Consider the following 17,056-nt stretch of genomic DNA (forward strand, 5'->3'; position numbering starts at 1 on the left):
CCGGACCATGCAAACTCGTGACGATATTTTCAACACCCTGCGCGATGCCTTGGTGGAACTGTTTGAACTGGAACCTGAGCGCGTCACCCTGGACGCCAACCTGTACCAGGACCTGGAAATCGACAGCATCGATGCCGTGGACCTGATCGACCATATCAAGCGCCAGACCGGCAAGAAGATCGCCGCCGAGGAATTCAAGGCGGTGCGCACCGTCAATGACGTGGTTGAGGCGGTGTACCGTCTGGTCCAGCCCGCCGCATGAGCCGGCTGATCGGCCTTGGCCTGTTGCTGGCGGGGCTGCTGTACCCCTTCGCGGTGTATTACGGCACCGAGCATTTTGCGCCCTGGCAATTTGGCCTGCTGTTGGGCAGCCTGTGGTTGCTGCGCGCGTTCACCGCTGCACGACGCCCCGGCAGTCGCTGGATGGCGCTGGTGGTGATTGTGTTTTGCCTGGCGCTGGCCTGGTTCGATAACCCGCAATGGTTGCGCTGGTACCCCAGCCTGGTCAGTGGGTTCATGCTGGCACTGTTCGGCCTGAGCCTGAAATACGGGCCGCCGATGGTCGAGCGCCTGGCGCGCATGACTGAGCCGGACCTGCCGTCGAACGCGGTGCTGTATACGCGCCAGGTCACCGTGGTGTGGAGTGTGTTTTTTCTGTGTAATGGCCTGCTCGCTGCCGCCCTCACCTTATGGGCGCCGCTGAGCTGGTGGACGTTGTACAACGGCTTTATCGCCTACGCGCTGATGGGGCTGTTGTTTGCCGTGGAATGGCTGGTACGACAAAGGGTTCGAGGCCGCGTATGAAAGGTTTGAAACTTGAGCACCTGCTGCTCGAGCCACAGGAACAGCGTCGGGTCACCACTGAGCCGGCGCTCAATCATGCTCAATTGGTGGAGCAGTCGCTGCGCCTGGCGGCCGGCTTGCAAGCGCGTGGCATCCAGCGCCTGGCGGTGCACCTGGAAGACGCCGGCGTGCTGGCGATTGCGTTGCTCGGCGCCTGGCGTGCCGGGGTCGGCGTGTTGCTGCCCGCCGACCTGCAGCCGCAAACCCGTCAACGCTGGGACGCCGTCGTCGATGCCTGGCTGACAGAAGCGGCGGACGTTGAAGCGTTGTACCAGGCGCCTCTGAGCCCAGCCGCCCTCGACCTCGATCGCTGCCAACTGAGCCTGTGCACCTCCGGCTCCAGCGGTGCACCCAAGCGCATCGACAAGTCCCTGCGCCAGCTGGCCAATGAGGTACAGGCGCTGGAGGCACTGTGGGGCGCCGACCTGAAAGACGCCTGCATTATCGGCAGCGTCGCCACCCAACACATCTACGGCTTGCTGTTCCGCGTGCTGTGGCCACTGTGCGCCGGTCGCACGTTTTTGCGCAGGCAACTGGCATTCCCCGAGGACATGCAGCGCGCCAGTCGCGAGCATTCGCCATTCGCCTGGGTGGCCAGCCCGGCGCTGCTCAAGCGCATGGGCGATAACCTCGACTGGCCGGCGCTGAGCCAGGTCTCACGGGTGTTTTCCTCAGGGGGAGCCTTGCCTGTCGAAGCCGCCGGCAGCCTCTATGACCGCTTGCAGCAATGGCCGACGGAAATCCTCGGCAGCTCGGAAACCGGCGGCATCGCCTGGCGCCAGGGCGCACAACCCTGGCAGCCGTTTGCCGACGTGCACCTGAGCCAGGCGGCCGACGGTGCCCTGCGCATCGCCTCGCCCTACCTGCCCGCCGGGCATATCGAACAGACCGCCGACGCCGCGCGCATCCATGCCGATGGCCGCTTCGAATTGCTGGGCCGCCTGGACCGTATCGTCAAGCTGGAAGAAAAACGCATCGCCCTGCCGATGCTCGAACAGGCATTGATGACCCATCCGTGGGTCGCTGAAACCCGCCTGGGCGTGGTGCAGGAAAACCGCGCGTCACTTGGTGCCCTGGTGGTACTGAGCGCCAAGGGCCTGCATGTTCTGCGCAACCAGGGTCGGCGCACGGTGACCCAAGCCCTGCGCCAGCACCTGAGCCAGCATTGCGAAGCCCTGGCCTTGCCCCGCCGCTGGCGCTTGTTGCGCCAACTGCCGCTCAATAGCCAGGGCAAACTGCCCCAGGCCGATATCGAGGCGCTGTTGCTGGCCCCGCGCCCCAAGGCGCCGGACGTGCTGGCGCAGGTCGAAACCGACGGCGAATGGACATTGCAACTGAGCGTGCCGCCCGACCTGGCCTATTTCAGCGGGCATTTTCCAGTCACACCTGTGCTGCCGGGCGTGGTGCAAGTGGAATGGGCCTTCAACCTGGGCAAGCAACTGCTCGACTTGCCGAGCACGTTTGCCGGTATGGAAGTGCTCAAGTTCCAGCAACTGGTACGCCCCGGCGATCACATTCAATTGCACCTGCGCTTTGACCAAGAGCGCGGCAAGTTGTACTTCGCCTATCGCAATGGGGAGGCTGCATGCTCAAGCGGCCGGATCGTGCTGGAGGCTGCGCATGCATAACCCCTGCGCCCTGATCCCGGTCTACAACCATGAAACCGCCGTGCCCGCCGTGGTGCGCAGCCTTCTGAACAGTGGCCTGCCCTGCCTGTTGGTGGACGACGGCAGCAGCCCGGCCTGTGCGGCGGTGCTTATGCAACTGGCGACGCTGGATAACGTCACCCTGCTGACCCTGCCCCGCAACCAGGGCAAGGGCGCCGCCGTCATGACGGGCTTTCGCGAAGCCGCGCGCCTGGGCTACAGCCACGCCCTGCAAGTGGACGCCGACGGCCAGCATGACCTGCGCGAAGTCGAGACCTTTATCGACACGTCCCGCAGGCACCCCGACGCGATCATCTGCGGCTATCCCGAATACGACGAAAGCGTGCCCAAGGGCCGTCTCTACGCGCGCTACCTGACCCACGTGTGGGTGTGGATCAACACCCTGTCGTTGCAGATTCGCGACTCTATGTGCGGCTTTCGCGTGTACCCGCTGGCCCCCACGCTGGCGCTGATGGACTCGGCCTACATCGGCACGCGCATGGATTTCGACTCGGACATCCTCGTGCGCCTGGCCTGGCGCAACCAGCCGATGCGCTGGCTGCCGACCCAGGTGCATTACCCCGCCGACGGCCTGTCGCACTTTCGCCTGTTGCACGACAACGCGCGCATCAGCGCCATGCATACGCGACTGTTCTTCGGCATGCTGGTGCGCGCGCCCGCCATCCTGTGGCGCCGGTGGCAGGCATGAGCGAGCGCAGCAAACACTGGGCCGACCGCGAGGAGCGCGGCAGCTTCCGGCTGATGAAACTCACGGCGTTCGCAGCAAAGATTCTTGGCCGGCGCCTGTTGAGCCCGTTGCTCTACAGCATCGTGTTCTACTTCTTTGTGTTCGGCCGCACCGCGCGCCAGAGTGCCTGGCAATACCAGCAGCGCCTGGCGCAGTGGAGCGGGCGTGCCGAGCTGCAGCCGAGCCACGCCAAGGTCTTCGGCCAGTTCATGGCCTTCGCCGACTCCCTGCTCGACAAGCTCGACGTGTGGAACGGCAAGCTGCGCCTGGAGCAGATCGAGATCAACGACCCGGCGCAATTGCGCGGCCAGTTGCGTGGCGAGCGCGGGCAGATGCTGGTGGGCGCGCACCTGGGCAACCTGGAAGTGTGCCGCGCGCTGGCGGAGATCGGCGAACAGGTGACCATGAACGTGCTGGTGCACACCAAGCATGCCGAGCGTTTCAACCGCCTGCTGGGCGAAGCGGGCGCGACCCATTTGCGCCTGATCCAGGTCAGCGAGCTGGACCCGGCCACCATGCTGCTGCTCAGCCAGCGCCTGGACGACGGCGAATGGCTGGCGATTGCCGGCGACCGCATTCCGCTGCACGGCGGGCGTACGGTGCGCGTGGATTTCCTCGGGCATGACGCCGCATTCCCCCAGGGCCCGTGGCTGCTGGCCGGCCTGCTCAAGTGCCCGGTCAACCTGCTGATGTGCCTCAAGCACCAGGGCCGCTATCGCCTGACCATCGAGCCCTTCGCGCCATTGATCGAATGGAAGCGCAGCACCCGTGAGCAGGTCATCGCCCTGTGGGCCGCTCGCTACGCCGCACGCCTGGGCCAGTTCTGCCTGCAAGCGCCGCAACAATGGTTCAACTTTTACCCTTTCTGGAAGACCGATGACCACGTCTCTTGAGCCGATCACCTTTGGCGAACGCCCCCTGCGCATCGAAGACGTCCTGGCCCTGGCCAACCGTCAGGCGCCCACCCGATTGCAGGACGATGCCGCGTACCGCCGGCGCATCGCCAAAGGCGCGCAGTTTCTTGATTCGCTGCTGGACAAGGAAGGCGTGATCTACGGCGTGACCACCGGCTACGGCGACTCCTGCGTGGTGGCGGTGCCGCTCGAACACGTCGAGGCGCTGCCGCGTCATCTGTACACCTTCCACGGTTGCGGCCTGGGCAAGTTGCTCGATGCTCAAGCCACCCGCGCCGTGCTGGCGGCGCGTTTGCAGTCGCTGTGCCATGGCGTGTCCGGGGTGCGCGTGGAACTGCTCGAACGCCTGCACGGATTCCTCGAACACGACGTGCTGCCGCTGATCCCTGAAGAAGGCTCGGTGGGCGCCAGCGGTGACCTGACGCCGCTGTCGTATGTGGCAGCCACCTTGTCCGGCGAACGTGAAGTGTTGTTTGGTGGCGAGCGCCGCCTGGCCGCCGATGTACACCGCGAACTGGGCTGGGAACCGCTGGTGCTGCGCCCCAAGGAAGCCCTGGCGTTGATGAACGGCACAGCGGTAATGACCGGCATTGCCTGCCTGGCCTTCGCCCGAGCCGACTACCTGCTGCAGCTGGCCACGCGCATCACCGCGTTGAATGTGGTGGCGCTGCAAGGCAACCCGGAACACTTCGACGAACGCCTGTTCGCCGCCAAGCCCCATCCCGGGCAGATGCAAGTCGCCGCCTGGCTGCGCCAGGACCTGGCCATCGATGCACCGACAGCCCCGCTGCACCGCTTGCAGGATCGCTACTCCCTGCGCTGCGCACCCCATGTACTCGGCGTGCTGGCCGACAGCCTGAACTGGCTGCGTTCGTTTATCGAAATCGAACTGAACAGCGCCAACGATAACCCGATCATCGACGCCGAAGAGGAACGCGTGCTGCACGGCGGGCACTTCTACGGCGGGCACATTGCCTTTGCCATGGACAGCCTCAAGACCCTGGTGGCCAATGTCGCCGACCTGCTCGACCGCCAACTGGCGCTGCTGGTGGACGTGCGTTACAACCACGGCCTGCCGAGCAACCTGTCGGGCGCGCCGGCCGACCGCGCAATGATCAACCATGGCTTCAAGGCCGTGCAGATCGGCACCAGCGCCTGGACCGCCGAAGCGCTGAAAAACACCATGCCGGCCAGCGTGTTCTCGCGCTCGACCGAGTGCCATAACCAGGACAAGGTCAGCATGGGCACCATCGCCGCCCGCGATGCGATCCGCGTGCTCGAGCTGACCGAACAGGTCGCCGCCGCCACCCTGCTCGCCGCCAACCAGGGCGTGTGGCTGCGTGCCCAGGCTGACGATGCACGGCCGTTGCCACCGGCACTGGCGGCGATGCACGAAGAACTGGCCAGGGACTTCCCGCCGGTCATCGAAGACCGCGCCCTGGAAGGCGAACTGCGCCTGTGCCTGCAACGCATCGCCGAGCAACACTGGAGGCTGCATGCGTAGCCCCGGCGTGTTGCACTGCGACACTCAAATCCTCGTGCCGTTTTTCGACATCGACACCATGCACGTCGTATGGCATGGGCATTACGTGAAATACCTGGAAGTGGCGCGCTGCGCGTTGCTGGACAAGATCGGCCATAACTACACCGCGATGCTCGACGCAGGCTTCGCCTGGCCGGTGATCGACATGCAACTGCGCTACGTGCGCGGCGCCACGTTCGGCCAAACGATCAATGTGCGCGCCAGCCTGGTGGAGTGGGAGAACCGTTTGAAGATCAATTACCTGATTACCGATCTGGCCAGCGGCGAACGCTTGACCCGCGCCAGCACCGTGCAAGTGGCAGTGGAAATCGCCAGCCGCGAAATGCAGCTTGCATCGCCAACAATATTCACCAACGCCGTCGAAAGGGCCCTGAAATGAGATCCCCTGCAGGAGCGAGCTTGCTCGCGAAGATCGCCAACGATAACGCGGGGCGCCTGACACCCCGTGGGGCCCTCAGGTTTTTCGCGAGCAAGCTCGCTCCTACAGTGGCCGCCGCATTGTTGAGCTTCAGCGCCCACGCCTTCGACCTGCAACAACTGAGCGATCAACTGGCCAAACCCAGCGTGATCCACGGCAACTTTACCCAGGAAAAACACCTGCGCGCCCTGCCCCAGCCGCTGGTCAGCAAAGGCACCTTCGTGCTCGCCAAGGACCACGGCCTGTTGTGGCTGCTCAAAACCCCGCTGCAGCAGGACTATCGCATCAGCGCCCAAGGCATCGCCCGGCGTGACGCCAACGGCTGGCAAGTGCTGCCGAACAAGAGCGCCGGCACCGAGCAGAATCGCCTGTTCCTCGCGGTGCTTCAGGGCGACAGCAGCGGCTTGCAGCGTGACTTCGACCTGCAGCTGCAAGGCCAGGCGCAAGACTGGAAGCTCACGCTGATTCCGCGCTCACTGCTGCTCAAGCAAGTATTCACCCAAATCAATATCGATGGCGGCGCGCTAGTGAAGACCATCGAGCTGCTGGAAACCCAGGGCGACAGCACCGTACTGCGCATGCAGGACAGCAGCGCCGACCAACCGTTGAGCGATACGGAGCAACACGACTTTGCCCAGTGAGCGCCTGCTGCCGCGCCTGTTCCTGATCCTGCTGGTGGCCGTGCTGGCACTGGCCGGCTGGCAGTGGCGTAACGGTGCGCCTTTGTCGGCGAATCTGATGGAGCTGGTGCCCGGCAGTACGCCGGACGCACTGGAGATGCAAGCCGAGCAGCGCATGCAGGAACCGCTGAACCGCGAAATGCTGGTGCTGGTGGGGCATGCCGACCGCCAGCAAGCGCTGGCCATGGCGCAGCAACTGGCCGAGCGCTGGCAAGCCAGCGGTCTGTTTGAAAAGGTGCAATGGAACCTGCAGGCCGACTTGCCGGCGCTGCGCGAACAACTGTTGCGCGACCGACTGGCGATGCTGTCGGCCAAGGACCGCGAGCAACTGATCGAACACCCCGACGCGTTTATCCAGCAACGCGTGCAAACGCTGTTCGACCCCATCGCCGGCTTCAGCCTGGTGCCCAGCCAGGACGACTGGCTGGGCCTGACCGGGCGCATCCAGAACAGCCAGCCGCAACACGGCGCGGTACAGCTGGATATCGGCAGCGGCGCGTTGATCGCCGACGCCGACGGCAAAAGCTGGGTGCTCCTGCGGGCGCGCACCACCGGCAATGCATTCGACATGAACCTGCCGCTGCACGTGGCGGATCTGCTCCAGGCCAGTCGCGCCCAGGCCGGCGAGCAAGGCGTGCAACTGCTCGCCGCCAGTGGTCTGCTCTATGCGGCCAACGGGCAGCAGCAAGCCACACGGGAGATGACCTGGGTCGGCGGCGGTGCAACCCTGGGCATCCTGATATTGCTGCTGCTGGCATTCCGGCGCTGGCGGGTGCTGCTGGCGTTCGTGCCGGTGGTGGTCGGCATGCTGTTTGGCGCAGTGGCCTGTGTGGCGCTGTTCGGCCATATGCACGTGATGACCCTGGTGTTGGGCTCCAGCCTGATCGGCGTGGCGGTGGATTACCCGCTGCACTATTTGTCCAAAAGCTGGAGCCTGCAGCCGTGGCGCAGTTGGCCGGCATTGCGCCTGACCCTGCCGGGGCTGAGCCTGAGCCTGGCCACCAGTTGCATCGGCTACCTGGCGCTGGCCTGGACACCGTTCCCGGCGCTGACGCAAATCGCGGTGTTCTCGGCAGCCGGTCTGGTCGGCGCGTACCTGTGCGCCGTGTGCCTGCTGCCGGCACTGCTCAACGGCGTCGAACTGCGCCCGGCGCGCTGGCCGCTGCGCATCGCCGAACGCTTGTGGCAGTGGCGGGCGGGATTGATCAAGCGCGTGCCCGGCGCCGTGCTGCTGGTGTGGGTGCTGTTGTTCTGCGCCGGCGGCCTGTGGCAATTGAACAGTAAAAACGATATCCGCCAGTGGATCGGCGCGCCGCCGCAATTGCTGCAGGAAGCTCAGGCCGTGGCGCGCATTACCGGGTTCCAGCCCACCAGTCAGTTCTTCCTGGTGCGCGCCGACAATCAGCAGCAGTTGCTGGAGCGCCAGGCCGCCCTGGGCCAGCGCCTGGATCAACTGGTGAATATGGACAAGCTCCAGGGTTACCTGGCGCTGACTCAACTGGTCAACCTGCCCGCCGAACAGCAGCAACTGCGCGATGCGCTCAACAAGCTTGAGCAGCATTGGCAACCGTTGCTGGACATCGGCATCCCCGTCGACGCGCTGCAAGCTGAAGTCGCGCAGTTGCAGGCGCTGCCCACCGAAGACATCGACGCCGCGCTCAAAGGCCCCCTGGCCGAGCCCTGGCGCACGCTGTGGCTGGGCAAGGTAGACGGCGGCGTGGCGGCGATGGTCAGCCTGCAAGGCCTGAACAACCCGGCGTTGCTGCGGGTGCAGGCGGTGGATTTGCCCGGTGTGCAATTGGTCGATCGCCTGGGTGATTTGAACCGTGTGTTTGCCGACACTCAAATCAGCGCGGCCGAATTGAAATTGCTGTCCTGTGGGCTGATCGTGCTGCTGTTGATGCTGCCTTTCGGCTTCACCGGCGCCTTGCGCGTCGTCGCGCTGCCGTTGCTGGCGGCGCTGTGCAGCCTGGCCAGCCTCGGTTGGCTGGGCCAGCCGCTGACCCTGTTCAGCCTGTTCGGCCTGCTGCTGGTCACGGCCATCAGCGTCGACTACGCGATCCTTATGCGCGAGCAGATCGGCGGGGCCGCCGTCAGCCTGCTGGGAACCTTGCTGGCCGCGCTGACCACTTGGTTATCGTTCGGCCTGCTGGCCGTCTCCAGTACCCCGGCGGTGAGCAATTTCGGCCTGTCGGTCAGCCTCGGCCTGGCATTCAGCTTTATGCTGGCGCCCTGGGCCGGGCAACAAAAGCACGCCTTATGAATGTGAATATCGCCAAAGTGGCAAGGAGCCTTCGTGCCCACAGTTGAAATGGAACGTCGCCAGGTGGTGGTGATCGGTGCCGGGCCATCCGGGGCCATCGCGGCCGCGCTGCTCAAGCGCAAAGGGCATGATGTATTGATTATCGAGCGCCAGTATTTCCCGCGTTTCTCGATTGGCGAAAGCCTGCTGTCGCACTGCATCGACTTTATCGAAGAAGCCGGCATGCTCGACGCCGTGCAGGCTGCCGGCTTTCAACTGAAAACCGGTGCGGCGTTCGCCTGGGGCGAGCGATACAGTGCGTTCGATTTCGGTGACACCTTCAGCAACGGCAAACCGACCACCTTCCAGGTGCAGCGTGCCGAGTTCGACAAGCTGCTGGCCGACCAGGCGGCGTTGCAGGGTGTGGAAATCCGCTACGGCGAAAGCATCGTCGGCGTGGATTTTTCCGCCAACCATCGCTACCTGCACGTACGCCGCGAAAATGGCAGCGAGTACCACCTCAAGACCGCATTCGTGCTGGATGCCAGTGGCTATGGCCGCGTGCTGCCACGCCTGCTGGACCTCGAAGTGCCGTCCGGTTTCCCGCTGCGCCAGGCCGTGTTCACCCACGTCGAAGACCGCATCGAACACCCAGGCTTCGACCGTACCAAGATTCTGATCACCACCCATCCCCTGCAGCGTGATATCTGGTTCTGGACCATCCCGTTCAGCAACGGCCGATGCTCGGTGGGCGTGGTCGCGGCCAAGGAACATTTCGACGGCCGTGACCACGATCTGGATGCCTGCCTGCGCAGCTTTATCGACGAAACCCCAAGCCTGTCCGGCGTACTGCAGAACGCCGTGTGGGACACCCCGGCGCGCAGCATCGGCGGCTATTCGGCCAACGTCAAAACCCTGCACGGCCCGGGCTTTGCGCTGTTGGGCAACGCGGCGGAATTTCTCGACCCGGTATTCTCCTCCGGCGTCACCATCGCGATGCGCTCGGCGAGCATGGCCGCCGGCGTGCTGCATCGCCAACTGCAAGGCGAAGCGGTGGACTGGCAAACCGAGTTTGCCGAACCGTTGAAGCGCGGCGTCGACACCTTCCGCTGCTACGTCGAGGGCTGGTACGCCGGGACATTCCAGGACGTGATTTTCCACGCCGGCAGTTCGCCGCAGATTCGCCGCATGATCAGTTCGATCCTCGCCGGCTACGCCTGGGATGAACGCAACCCGTTTGTCAGCGAGCCCAAGCGGCGCCTGCGGATGCTGTCGCAAATCTGTGCGAGTGAGCCGGTATGACCAGCCCTGCGGTTGAAAAGAACTACCTGAGTAAAAACTACGTCGAAGAAACCCGCTTCGGCTTCTGGTTCCTGCGCAGCCACACCTGGCAGCATCATGTGTTGCGCGTGGCGATCGATGACCTGCGCAGCCTGTTCAGCGAACCGCTGCCGGTGGCGCCGGTATTGCTCGACGCCGGCTGCGGCCAGGGTAAATCGTTCAAGTTGCTGCAGCAGGTATTTGCGCCCGCGCGCCTGATCGGCCTGGATGCCGACCCTCACAGCCTGGCACTGAGCCGCGAAGAAGCCACTCGCCAGGGCCTGACCGTGGAGTTGATCGGCAGCGACTGCGCCACCCTCGAGATACCCGACGCCAGCGTCGATATTGTGTTTTGCCACCAGACCTTTCACCACCTGGTCGAGCAGCATCGCGCCCTCAAGGAGTTCTATCGGGTCCTCAAGCCGGGCGGCTATTTGCTGTTTGCCGAATCCACCGAAGCCTACATCGACACCTGGGTGATTCGCTGGCTGTTCCGCCACCCCATGCATGTGCAGAAAAGCGCCGAGCAGTACCTGGACATGCTGCGCGAGCAGGGCTTTGAATTCGGCGCGCAGAACGTCTCGTACCCCTATCTGTGGTGGAGCCGCTCCAGCGATTTCGGCCTGCTGGAGCGTTGGGGCCTGCGCAAGGCGCCGCCGGTCGGCCAGCGCGAGGAAACCCTGGTCAACTGCGTGGCGCGCAAGCCGGCAGAGGCCGCGCGTTCATGATCCGCTGGTTGCTGATGAGTTGCCTGTTGCTGCTCGGCGCGTGCGCCAGCCAGGCGCCGTTGCCGCAAACCCTCCCCGCCCTGAACTTGCCGATGCAACTGCATGTACAACGCCTGGAGGGCGAACTCAGCCAGGATTGGCTGCTGGTGATCCAGCGTGAAGGCACGGCGATTCGCTGGTCGATGATGGACCCGTTGGGCATTCCCCAGGCCCGGCAGAAGTTGATCGACGGCAAGTGGCAGGCCGATGGCTTGCTGCCGCCCAATCCCCAGGCACGAACGCTGTTCGCCGCGCTGTTGTTTGCCCTGGCCTCGGCGGATGACCTGCGTGCGCTGTATCCTGCGGCCCAGGCCATGGACCTTACGCGAACGCTGCCGGGCCATTGGCAAATCGTCTATCAGTCTTCAGAGGTGTTCAGCGTGAACATGGTGGGCCAACCGTTGAGCTATCACATTACCCCGCTGGGCGCGGGCAAATGAGCGCCTACCTCAACGCCCTGGGCGTGATCTGTGCCCTCGGTCGCGGCCAGGCCGAAGTCAGCCGCAGCCTGTTTGCCGGCGACTGTGGCGGCATGCGCGCCGAGAGCGGCTGGGTGCCCGAGCGCGTGGTGCCGGTCGCGGCCGTGCGCGGCGAGCTGGCGCCCCTTCCGGCACAGTTGGGCCAGCAGAGCAGCCGCAATAATCAGTTGCTGCTGGAAGCGGCGTTGCAGATCGAAGACTCGATCCGCCGGGCGATCCACACCTACGGCCCCTCACGGGTTGGCGTTGTGCTGGGCACCAGCACGTCGGGCATCGACGAGGCCAGTCGCGGCATTGCCCACTACCTGCGCGATAACGCCTTTCCCGGCGACTACGACTACCAGCAGCAGGAACTCAGCGCTCCGGCGAATTTCCTCGCCGACTGGCTGCAATTGAGCGGCCCGGCCTATGTGATTTCCACCGCCTGCACCTCCAGCGCCCGTGCGTTGATGAGTGCCCGGCGCCTGCTCGACCTGGGCCTGTGCGATGCGGTGATCTGCGGGGGCGTCGACAGCTTGTGCAGGCTGACGCTGAACGGCTTTACCGCACTGGAAGCGGTGTCTGCCGAGCGCTGCAATCCGTTTTCGGTGAACCGCAACGGCATCAATATCGGCGAAGCGGCGGTGGTGTTCCTGATGAGCCGTGAGCCGGCACCGGTCGCCCTGTTGGGCAGCGGCGCCAGCAGCGACGCGCACCATATCTCCGCCCCCGAGCCCACCGGCAAAGGAGCGTTGCAGGCCATGCGCAAGGCCCTGGCCCAGGCGAAACTCGCGCCCGAGCAGATCGGCTACCTGAACCTGCACGGCACCGCCACCCAGCACAACGACGCCATGGAAAGCCTGGCGGTCGCCAGCCTGTTTCCGGGCGGGGTGGCCTGCTCCTCGACCAAACCCATGAGCGGCCACACCCTCGGCGCGGCGGGCGCACTGGAAGCGGCGTTCTGCTGGTTGAGCCTGACGCACGGGCGAGTCCCTCCCCATGTGTGGGACGGTCACGTCGACCCGGCGCTGCCCGCCTTGCAGTGGGCACACCAGGGCGACACCTTGAAAAAACCTTATTTGATGAGCAACTCGTTTGCCTTTGGCGGCAACAACGTCAGCCTGATTATTGGAGAGGCCCCATGATCGCTTGGCCACTCGCCGAACTGCTGCCCCATGCGGGCGACATGATCCTGATCGACCAGGTGCTGTCGTTCGATGAAGAGCAGGTGCACACCCGTCTCACCGTCAAGCCCGGCGGCCTGTTCAGCCTGGCTGACGGCAGCCTGCCGGCCTGGGTCGGTATCGAGCTGATGGCGCAAAGCGTCGCCGCCTATGCCGGGTGCCGCGCGCGCCAGCAAGGCCACGCGGTGGAACTGGGCTTCCTGCTGGGCACGCGTAAATTCGAGTGCAACGTGGCGCACTTTCCCGCCGGCGTCGAGCTGCATATCCACGGCCTGCGCTCGCTGGAGGACGACAATGGCATGGGGGTGTTCGAATGCCACCTCACCGGCGACGGCATCCAGGCCAGCGCACGTTTGAACGTATTTCGACCGCCCCAGGCGGCCACCTATTTAGATGAATCGAAGGACGAAACGCCATGACTGAATCCGTACTGGTCACCGGCTCCAGCCGTGGCATCGGCCGCGCCATTGCCCTGCGCCTGGCCCGGGCCGGGCATGACCTCGTGCTGCATTGCCGCAGTGGCCGCGCCGAAGCCGACGCGGTACAGCTCGAAATCGAAGCCCTGGGCCGCCAGGCGCGGGTGCTGCAATTCGATGTCGCCGATCGCGCGGCGTGCAAGGAAATCCTGGAGGCCGACGTCGAGCAACATGGCGCCTATTACGGCGTGGTGCTCAATGCAGGCCTGACCCGCGATGGCGCATTCCCGGCGCTCTCGGAAGACGACTGGGACGTGGTGATGCGCACCAACCTCGACGGGTTCTACAACGTGCTGCACCCGGTGATGATGCCGATGATCCGTCGTCGCGCCGCCGGGCGCATCGTGTGCATCACCTCGGTGTCCGGGCTGATCGGCAACCGCGGCCAGGTCAACTACAGCGCCTCCAAGGCGGGCTTGATCGGCGCAGCCAAGGCGCTGGCCATCGAGCTGGGCAAGCGCAAGATCACCGTCAACTGTGTGGCACCGGGTTTGATCGACACCGCCATGCTGGACGAAAACGTGCCGGTCGAAGAACTGATGAAAATGATCCCGGCGCAACGCATGGGCACTCCGGAAGAAGTGGCCGGCGCGGTGAATTTCCTGATGTCGGCCGAGGCAGGCTATATCACGCGCCAAGTGTTGGCCGTGAACGGGGGCCTGTGCTGATGAAACGCGTTGTCGTCACCGGCATGGCCGGCATGACCTCCCTGGGCTGCGACTGGGACACCATCGCGGCCAACTTTCGCGCCAACCGCAGCGGCATCCGGCGCATGGATGAATGGGACCGCTTCACCGAATTGAACACGCGCCTGGCCGGGCCGATTGACGATTTCGCCGTCCCCGCGCACTGGACCCGCAAGCAGCTGCGCAGCATGGGCCGCGTCTCGCGCCTGGCGGTGTGGGCGGCGGAGCAGGCGCTGCAGGACGCCGGTTTGCTTGGCGACGCGTCGATCAAGGACGGGCGCATGGGCGTGGCCTGTGGCTCGTCCACCGGCAGCACCGATGAGATCAAGGCGTTCGGCAACATGCTGCTGAACTCGGTGGCCGAGGGGCTGAATGCCAATTCCTATGTGCGCATGATGCCGCACACCACGGCGGCGAATATCAGCATCTTCTTTGGCCTGACCGGGCGCCTGATCCCCACCTCCAGCGCCTGCACCAGCGGCAGCCAGGGCATCGGTTATGCCTACGAGGCCATCAAGTTCGGCCGTCTGCCGTTGATGCTCGCCGGCGGCGCCGAAGAGCTGTGCCCCACCGAGGCCATGGTGTTCGACGCGCTCTACGCCACCAGCCTGAAAAACGACGCGCCGCAAACCAGCCCACGCCCCTACGACAGCGGCCGCGATGGGCTGGTGATCGGCGAAGGCGGCGGCATGCTGGTGCTCGAAGAGCTGGAACACGCGCTGGCGCGAGGTGCGCATATCCATGCCGAGATCGTCGGTTTCGGCAGCAATGCCGACGGCCAGCACACCACCCGCCCGGAACAGAAAACCATGCGCCGCGCCATGGAGCTGGCGCTGGAAGACGCCGGGCTTGAACCGTCCGCCATCGGCTATGTCAATGGTCACGGCACCGCCACCGACCAGGGCGACATCGCCGAGACCCTGGCCACCAGCAGCCTGTTCGGCAGCCGCATGCCCATCAGTTCGCAGAAGAGTTTCCTGGGCCACACCCTGGGCGCGTGCGGGGCGCTGGAGTCGTGGTTCAGCATCGAGATGATGAATCGTGACCAGTATGTGCACACCTTCAACCTGGACTCGGTCGACCCGCAATGCGGTGAGCTGGATTACCTGCAAGGTGGCTTTCGCCAGATGCACAACGACTACGTGATGAACAACAACTTTGCCTTTGGCGGCGTCAACACCTCGCTGATCTTTCGCCGCTGGTCCTGACTTTTTAATCGATTGGAGAAAACGGAATGTCTTCCCTGCTACGCGCCACCCTGATCGCCCTGGCCCTGTTGACCACCGCCGGTTGCACCAGCAAACCGGTGCTCAACACCCAGCACGAGCTGCCGGCCACGCCCCAGCTCAGCGAAGAAAAAATGAAACAGGTGATCGTCGCCGCCCTGCAAAAACGCGAGTGGACGGTACAACGCCTGAGCCCGCAGTTGGTGCAGGCCGACATCACCGTGCGCGGCCAGTTCTATGCCGCCATCGACATCCGCTACACCCGCAACAGCTACGCCATCAGCTACCGCGACAGCCGCGAACTGGGCTACAAGGACGGCAAGATCCATCGCAACTACAACCGTTGGGTGAGCATGCTGGATCGGGACATTCTGGCAGGGCTGCGCTCGGCGGGGATGCAGTAAGCCAGAAACGACAAAGGGCGCCTTTCGGCGCCCTCTTCACAAACAGGTTGGCTTGTCATCGCCGCTTCCTGCCTGGCTCTGCGATGGCTGGTTGCCCAGGATCCTCAGAGTCTCACAAGCCCCTTTCGGGAACTCGGCCAGTATGCCTGAAAACAGGTTGCCTGCAATCAGTGGCAAAACGCCGTCCATCCAGAGACTGCTTTATCGCAAGCCGAGTGCACTGCGCACCGCCGCTTTTATCGCCATAAACTGGTCATGGGTAAGCTCTGCAATTTTGTAAGTTGGATCGTTCCCACGCTCCACGTGGTAACGCCGCCTGGGACGCTCTGCGTCCCGCCGCGAGTGCATGGCTCCAGCCTTCACCTGGGTGACGCGGAGCGTCACGGGATGCATTACCACGCGGAGCGTGGGAACGATCGGGTGTGAACATACCTACGCCACCGCCCTACGCGTCAACAATTCCACAAACGCTCTCGCCATCGGCGTCTGCGCACCCTTGCGCTGCACCAGCCATACCGCGGTCACCGCTTCCGGGTCCAGCAACGTGCGATACACCACGCCATCGATCCGTATCCGTTGATAGGACGCCGGCAGCACCGATACGCCCAATCCCGCCGCCACCAGACCGATGATGGTCATCGCCTCCCCCGCCTCCTGGGCGACATGCGGGCTGAAGCCGGCGTCACGGCACAGGCTGAGCAGTTGCGCATAGAGACCGCTGCCGTAGGTGCGCGGGAAAAACACGAACAGTTCTTCTGCCAATTGCGCCAGGTGCAAGCTGCGCTCGCTGCCCTGCGCCAACGGGTGCCCGGCGTTCAGTACCGCCACCAGGGGCTCGCGCATCAGCTCGACCACACACAGTGATTCGGGCAACGGCAAAGGCCGCATCAGCCCGACCTGGATCGATTCATCCACCAGCGACTCGGCCACCTCGGTGCTGCTCATTTCCTGCAGGCTCAAGTGCACGGCTGGAAAGGCTTGGCGAAACGCAAAGATCGCCTGCGGGATGCTGGCGTTGAATGGCGCCGACGAAGTGAATCCGATTTTCAGCTCTCCCAGCTCTCCCATCTGCGCCCGTCGCGCGACGTCCGCCGCTTTATCCACCTGCGTCAGCACCAGGCGCGCCTCGTGCAGAAACAGGCGTCCCGCTTCGCTCAGCTCGACCCGACGATTGGTCCGCTCAAACAACCGCGCCCCCACCTCTTGCTCCAATGCCTGGATCTGCTGGCTCAGTGGCGGTTGCGAGATGCCCAGCACCTGCGCGGCGCGGCCAAAATGCAGTTCTTCGGCGACGGCAATGAAGTACCGCAGATGACGTAATTCCATGCACACCTCATTAGGTCGTAGAACCTATCAAACAGGTCGAACAATATATTGGAAAGAATCATTAGCCAGCTATATTCTTTTTCCCATTGTCAGTCCTGGCAGACTTTCCTCCCCGAGGTCCCCCGTGAATCCTGCTGTTGCTCCACTTGCCCAACACACCCCGCCTTCAGCCCTC

At 64.3% G+C, this 17,056-nt stretch carries 18 protein-coding genes; 17 read left to right on the forward strand and 1 reads right to left on the reverse strand.

All coding sequences use genetic code 11. The features are described 5' to 3' along the window. The first annotated feature begins 7 nt into the window (after positions 1 to 7). From BFQ00_RS23000 to BFQ00_RS23080, 17 genes are read left to right on the forward strand one after another with little or no spacing between them, the layout of a single operon-like run. Positions 8 to 262 (forward strand): acyl carrier protein, encoded by a 255-nt coding sequence (locus tag BFQ00_RS23000; RefSeq protein WP_003209389.1) that lies wholly within the window; start codon positions 8 to 10, stop codon positions 260 to 262. Next, positions 259 to 804, forward strand: coding sequence for a COG4648 family protein (locus tag BFQ00_RS23005; RefSeq protein ID WP_065886595.1), 546 nt, complete (start codon positions 259 to 261; stop codon positions 802 to 804). The genes BFQ00_RS23000 and BFQ00_RS23005 overlap by 4 nt, the downstream gene beginning before the upstream one ends. Next, complete coding sequence (locus tag BFQ00_RS23010; RefSeq protein ID WP_065934854.1) at positions 801 to 2,471, forward strand: acyl-CoA synthetase family protein; 1,671 nt, start codon at positions 801 to 803, stop codon at positions 2,469 to 2,471. The genes BFQ00_RS23005 and BFQ00_RS23010 overlap by 4 nt, the downstream gene beginning before the upstream one ends. Then, positions 2,464 to 3,198, forward strand: coding sequence for a glycosyltransferase family 2 protein (locus tag BFQ00_RS23015; RefSeq protein WP_065934855.1), 735 nt, complete (start codon positions 2,464 to 2,466; stop codon positions 3,196 to 3,198). Before BFQ00_RS23010 ends, BFQ00_RS23015 begins: the two co-directional genes overlap by 8 nt. Next, positions 3,195 to 4,130, forward strand: a complete 936-nt coding sequence (locus BFQ00_RS23020; protein WP_065897117.1) for an LpxL/LpxP family acyltransferase — start codon at positions 3,195 to 3,197, stop codon at positions 4,128 to 4,130. Before BFQ00_RS23015 ends, BFQ00_RS23020 begins: the two co-directional genes overlap by 4 nt. Continuing rightward, positions 4,114 to 5,655, forward strand: coding sequence for an HAL/PAL/TAL family ammonia-lyase (gene hutH, locus BFQ00_RS23025; protein WP_065934856.1), 1,542 nt, complete (start codon positions 4,114 to 4,116; stop codon positions 5,653 to 5,655). Before BFQ00_RS23020 ends, hutH begins: the two co-directional genes overlap by 17 nt. Next, positions 5,648 to 6,073 (forward strand): acyl-CoA thioesterase, encoded by a 426-nt coding sequence (locus BFQ00_RS23030; protein ID WP_065934857.1) that lies wholly within the window; start codon positions 5,648 to 5,650, stop codon positions 6,071 to 6,073. The genes hutH and BFQ00_RS23030 overlap by 8 nt, the downstream gene beginning before the upstream one ends. Next, a complete protein-coding gene (locus BFQ00_RS23035) occupies positions 6,070 to 6,753 on the forward strand; it encodes an outer membrane lipoprotein carrier protein LolA (RefSeq protein WP_065934858.1) in 684 nt (227 codons plus the stop codon). The genes BFQ00_RS23030 and BFQ00_RS23035 overlap by 4 nt, the downstream gene beginning before the upstream one ends. Next, positions 6,743 to 9,055, forward strand: a complete 2,313-nt coding sequence (locus BFQ00_RS23040; protein ID WP_065934859.1) for an MMPL family transporter — start codon at positions 6,743 to 6,745, stop codon at positions 9,053 to 9,055. Before BFQ00_RS23035 ends, BFQ00_RS23040 begins: the two co-directional genes overlap by 11 nt. A 33-nt stretch (positions 9,056 to 9,088) precedes the next feature. Next, a complete protein-coding gene (locus tag BFQ00_RS23045; protein WP_083227417.1) occupies positions 9,089 to 10,336 on the forward strand; it encodes an NAD(P)/FAD-dependent oxidoreductase in 1,248 nt (415 codons plus the stop codon). Further along, entirely contained in the window at positions 10,333 to 11,082 is a 750-nt protein-coding gene (locus BFQ00_RS23050) for a class I SAM-dependent methyltransferase (protein WP_065934861.1), read from the forward strand. The genes BFQ00_RS23045 and BFQ00_RS23050 overlap by 4 nt, the downstream gene beginning before the upstream one ends. Continuing rightward, positions 11,079 to 11,561, forward strand: a complete 483-nt coding sequence (locus tag BFQ00_RS23055; RefSeq protein WP_065934862.1) for a hypothetical protein — start codon at positions 11,079 to 11,081, stop codon at positions 11,559 to 11,561. The genes BFQ00_RS23050 and BFQ00_RS23055 overlap by 4 nt, the downstream gene beginning before the upstream one ends. Continuing rightward, positions 11,558 to 12,724: a beta-ketoacyl-[acyl-carrier-protein] synthase family protein gene (locus BFQ00_RS23060; protein ID WP_065934863.1), complete on the forward strand. Its 1,167-nt coding sequence runs from the start codon at positions 11,558 to 11,560 to the stop codon at positions 12,722 to 12,724. The genes BFQ00_RS23055 and BFQ00_RS23060 overlap by 4 nt, the downstream gene beginning before the upstream one ends. Next, the gene (locus BFQ00_RS23065; protein WP_065934864.1) at positions 12,721 to 13,182 is read left to right on the forward strand and encodes a hotdog family protein; all 462 of its coding nucleotides are present in this window, start codon (positions 12,721 to 12,723) and stop codon (positions 13,180 to 13,182) included. The genes BFQ00_RS23060 and BFQ00_RS23065 overlap by 4 nt, the downstream gene beginning before the upstream one ends. After that, a complete protein-coding gene (gene fabG / locus BFQ00_RS23070; protein WP_065934865.1) occupies positions 13,179 to 13,907 on the forward strand; it encodes a 3-oxoacyl-ACP reductase FabG in 729 nt (242 codons plus the stop codon). The genes BFQ00_RS23065 and fabG overlap by 4 nt, the downstream gene beginning before the upstream one ends. Further along, positions 13,907 to 15,133: a beta-ketoacyl-ACP synthase gene (locus BFQ00_RS23075; RefSeq protein WP_065934905.1), complete on the forward strand. Its 1,227-nt coding sequence runs from the start codon at positions 13,907 to 13,909 to the stop codon at positions 15,131 to 15,133. Before fabG ends, BFQ00_RS23075 begins: the two co-directional genes overlap by 1 nt. Before the next feature lie 26 nt (positions 15,134 to 15,159). Beyond that, positions 15,160 to 15,555 carry a hypothetical protein gene (locus BFQ00_RS23080; RefSeq protein ID WP_065883094.1) on the forward strand — a complete coding sequence of 132 codons (396 nt, stop codon included), beginning with the start codon at positions 15,160 to 15,162 and terminating at the stop codon, positions 15,553 to 15,555. 432 nt (positions 15,556 to 15,987) lie between these two features. Here the strand turns inward: BFQ00_RS23080 and BFQ00_RS23085 are convergent, their stop codons facing one another. Next, positions 15,988 to 16,881 carry a LysR family transcriptional regulator gene (locus tag BFQ00_RS23085; RefSeq protein WP_065934866.1) on the reverse strand — a complete coding sequence of 298 codons (894 nt, stop codon included), beginning with the start codon at positions 16,879 to 16,881 and terminating at the stop codon, positions 15,988 to 15,990. Positions 16,882 to 17,056 lie beyond the last annotated feature (175 nt).

Source organism: Pseudomonas sp. 28 E 9 (assembly GCF_900004785.1).
GTDB lineage: Bacteria > Pseudomonadota > Gammaproteobacteria > Pseudomonadales > Pseudomonadaceae > Aquipseudomonas > Aquipseudomonas orientalis_A.

Coding starts and splice junctions, on each gene's coding strand:
- BFQ00_RS23005 (WP_065886595.1), top strand. CDS start 259: ATGAGCCGGCTGATCGGCCTTGGCCTGTTGCTGGCGGGGCTGCTGTAC.
- BFQ00_RS23060 (WP_065934863.1), top strand. CDS start 11,558: ATGAGCGCCTACCTCAACGCCCTGGGCGTGATCTGTGCCCTCGGTCGC.
- BFQ00_RS23085 (WP_065934866.1), bottom strand. CDS start 16,881: ATGGAATTACGTCATCTGCGGTACTTCATTGCCGTCGCCGAAGAACTG.
- BFQ00_RS23020 (WP_065897117.1), top strand. CDS start 3,195: ATGAGCGAGCGCAGCAAACACTGGGCCGACCGCGAGGAGCGCGGCAGC.
- BFQ00_RS23035 (WP_065934858.1), top strand. CDS start 6,070: ATGAGATCCCCTGCAGGAGCGAGCTTGCTCGCGAAGATCGCCAACGAT.
- BFQ00_RS23030 (WP_065934857.1), top strand. CDS start 5,648: ATGCGTAGCCCCGGCGTGTTGCACTGCGACACTCAAATCCTCGTGCCG.
- BFQ00_RS23050 (WP_065934861.1), top strand. CDS start 10,333: ATGACCAGCCCTGCGGTTGAAAAGAACTACCTGAGTAAAAACTACGTC.
- fabG (WP_065934865.1), top strand. CDS start 13,179: ATGACTGAATCCGTACTGGTCACCGGCTCCAGCCGTGGCATCGGCCGC.
- BFQ00_RS23015 (WP_065934855.1), top strand. CDS start 2,464: ATGCATAACCCCTGCGCCCTGATCCCGGTCTACAACCATGAAACCGCC.
- BFQ00_RS23010 (WP_065934854.1), top strand. CDS start 801: ATGAAAGGTTTGAAACTTGAGCACCTGCTGCTCGAGCCACAGGAACAG.
- BFQ00_RS23055 (WP_065934862.1), top strand. CDS start 11,079: ATGATCCGCTGGTTGCTGATGAGTTGCCTGTTGCTGCTCGGCGCGTGC.
- BFQ00_RS23080 (WP_065883094.1), top strand. CDS start 15,160: ATGTCTTCCCTGCTACGCGCCACCCTGATCGCCCTGGCCCTGTTGACC.
- BFQ00_RS23075 (WP_065934905.1), top strand. CDS start 13,907: ATGAAACGCGTTGTCGTCACCGGCATGGCCGGCATGACCTCCCTGGGC.
- BFQ00_RS23000 (WP_003209389.1), top strand. CDS start 8: ATGCAAACTCGTGACGATATTTTCAACACCCTGCGCGATGCCTTGGTG.
- BFQ00_RS23065 (WP_065934864.1), top strand. CDS start 12,721: ATGATCGCTTGGCCACTCGCCGAACTGCTGCCCCATGCGGGCGACATG.
- hutH (WP_065934856.1), top strand. CDS start 4,114: ATGACCACGTCTCTTGAGCCGATCACCTTTGGCGAACGCCCCCTGCGC.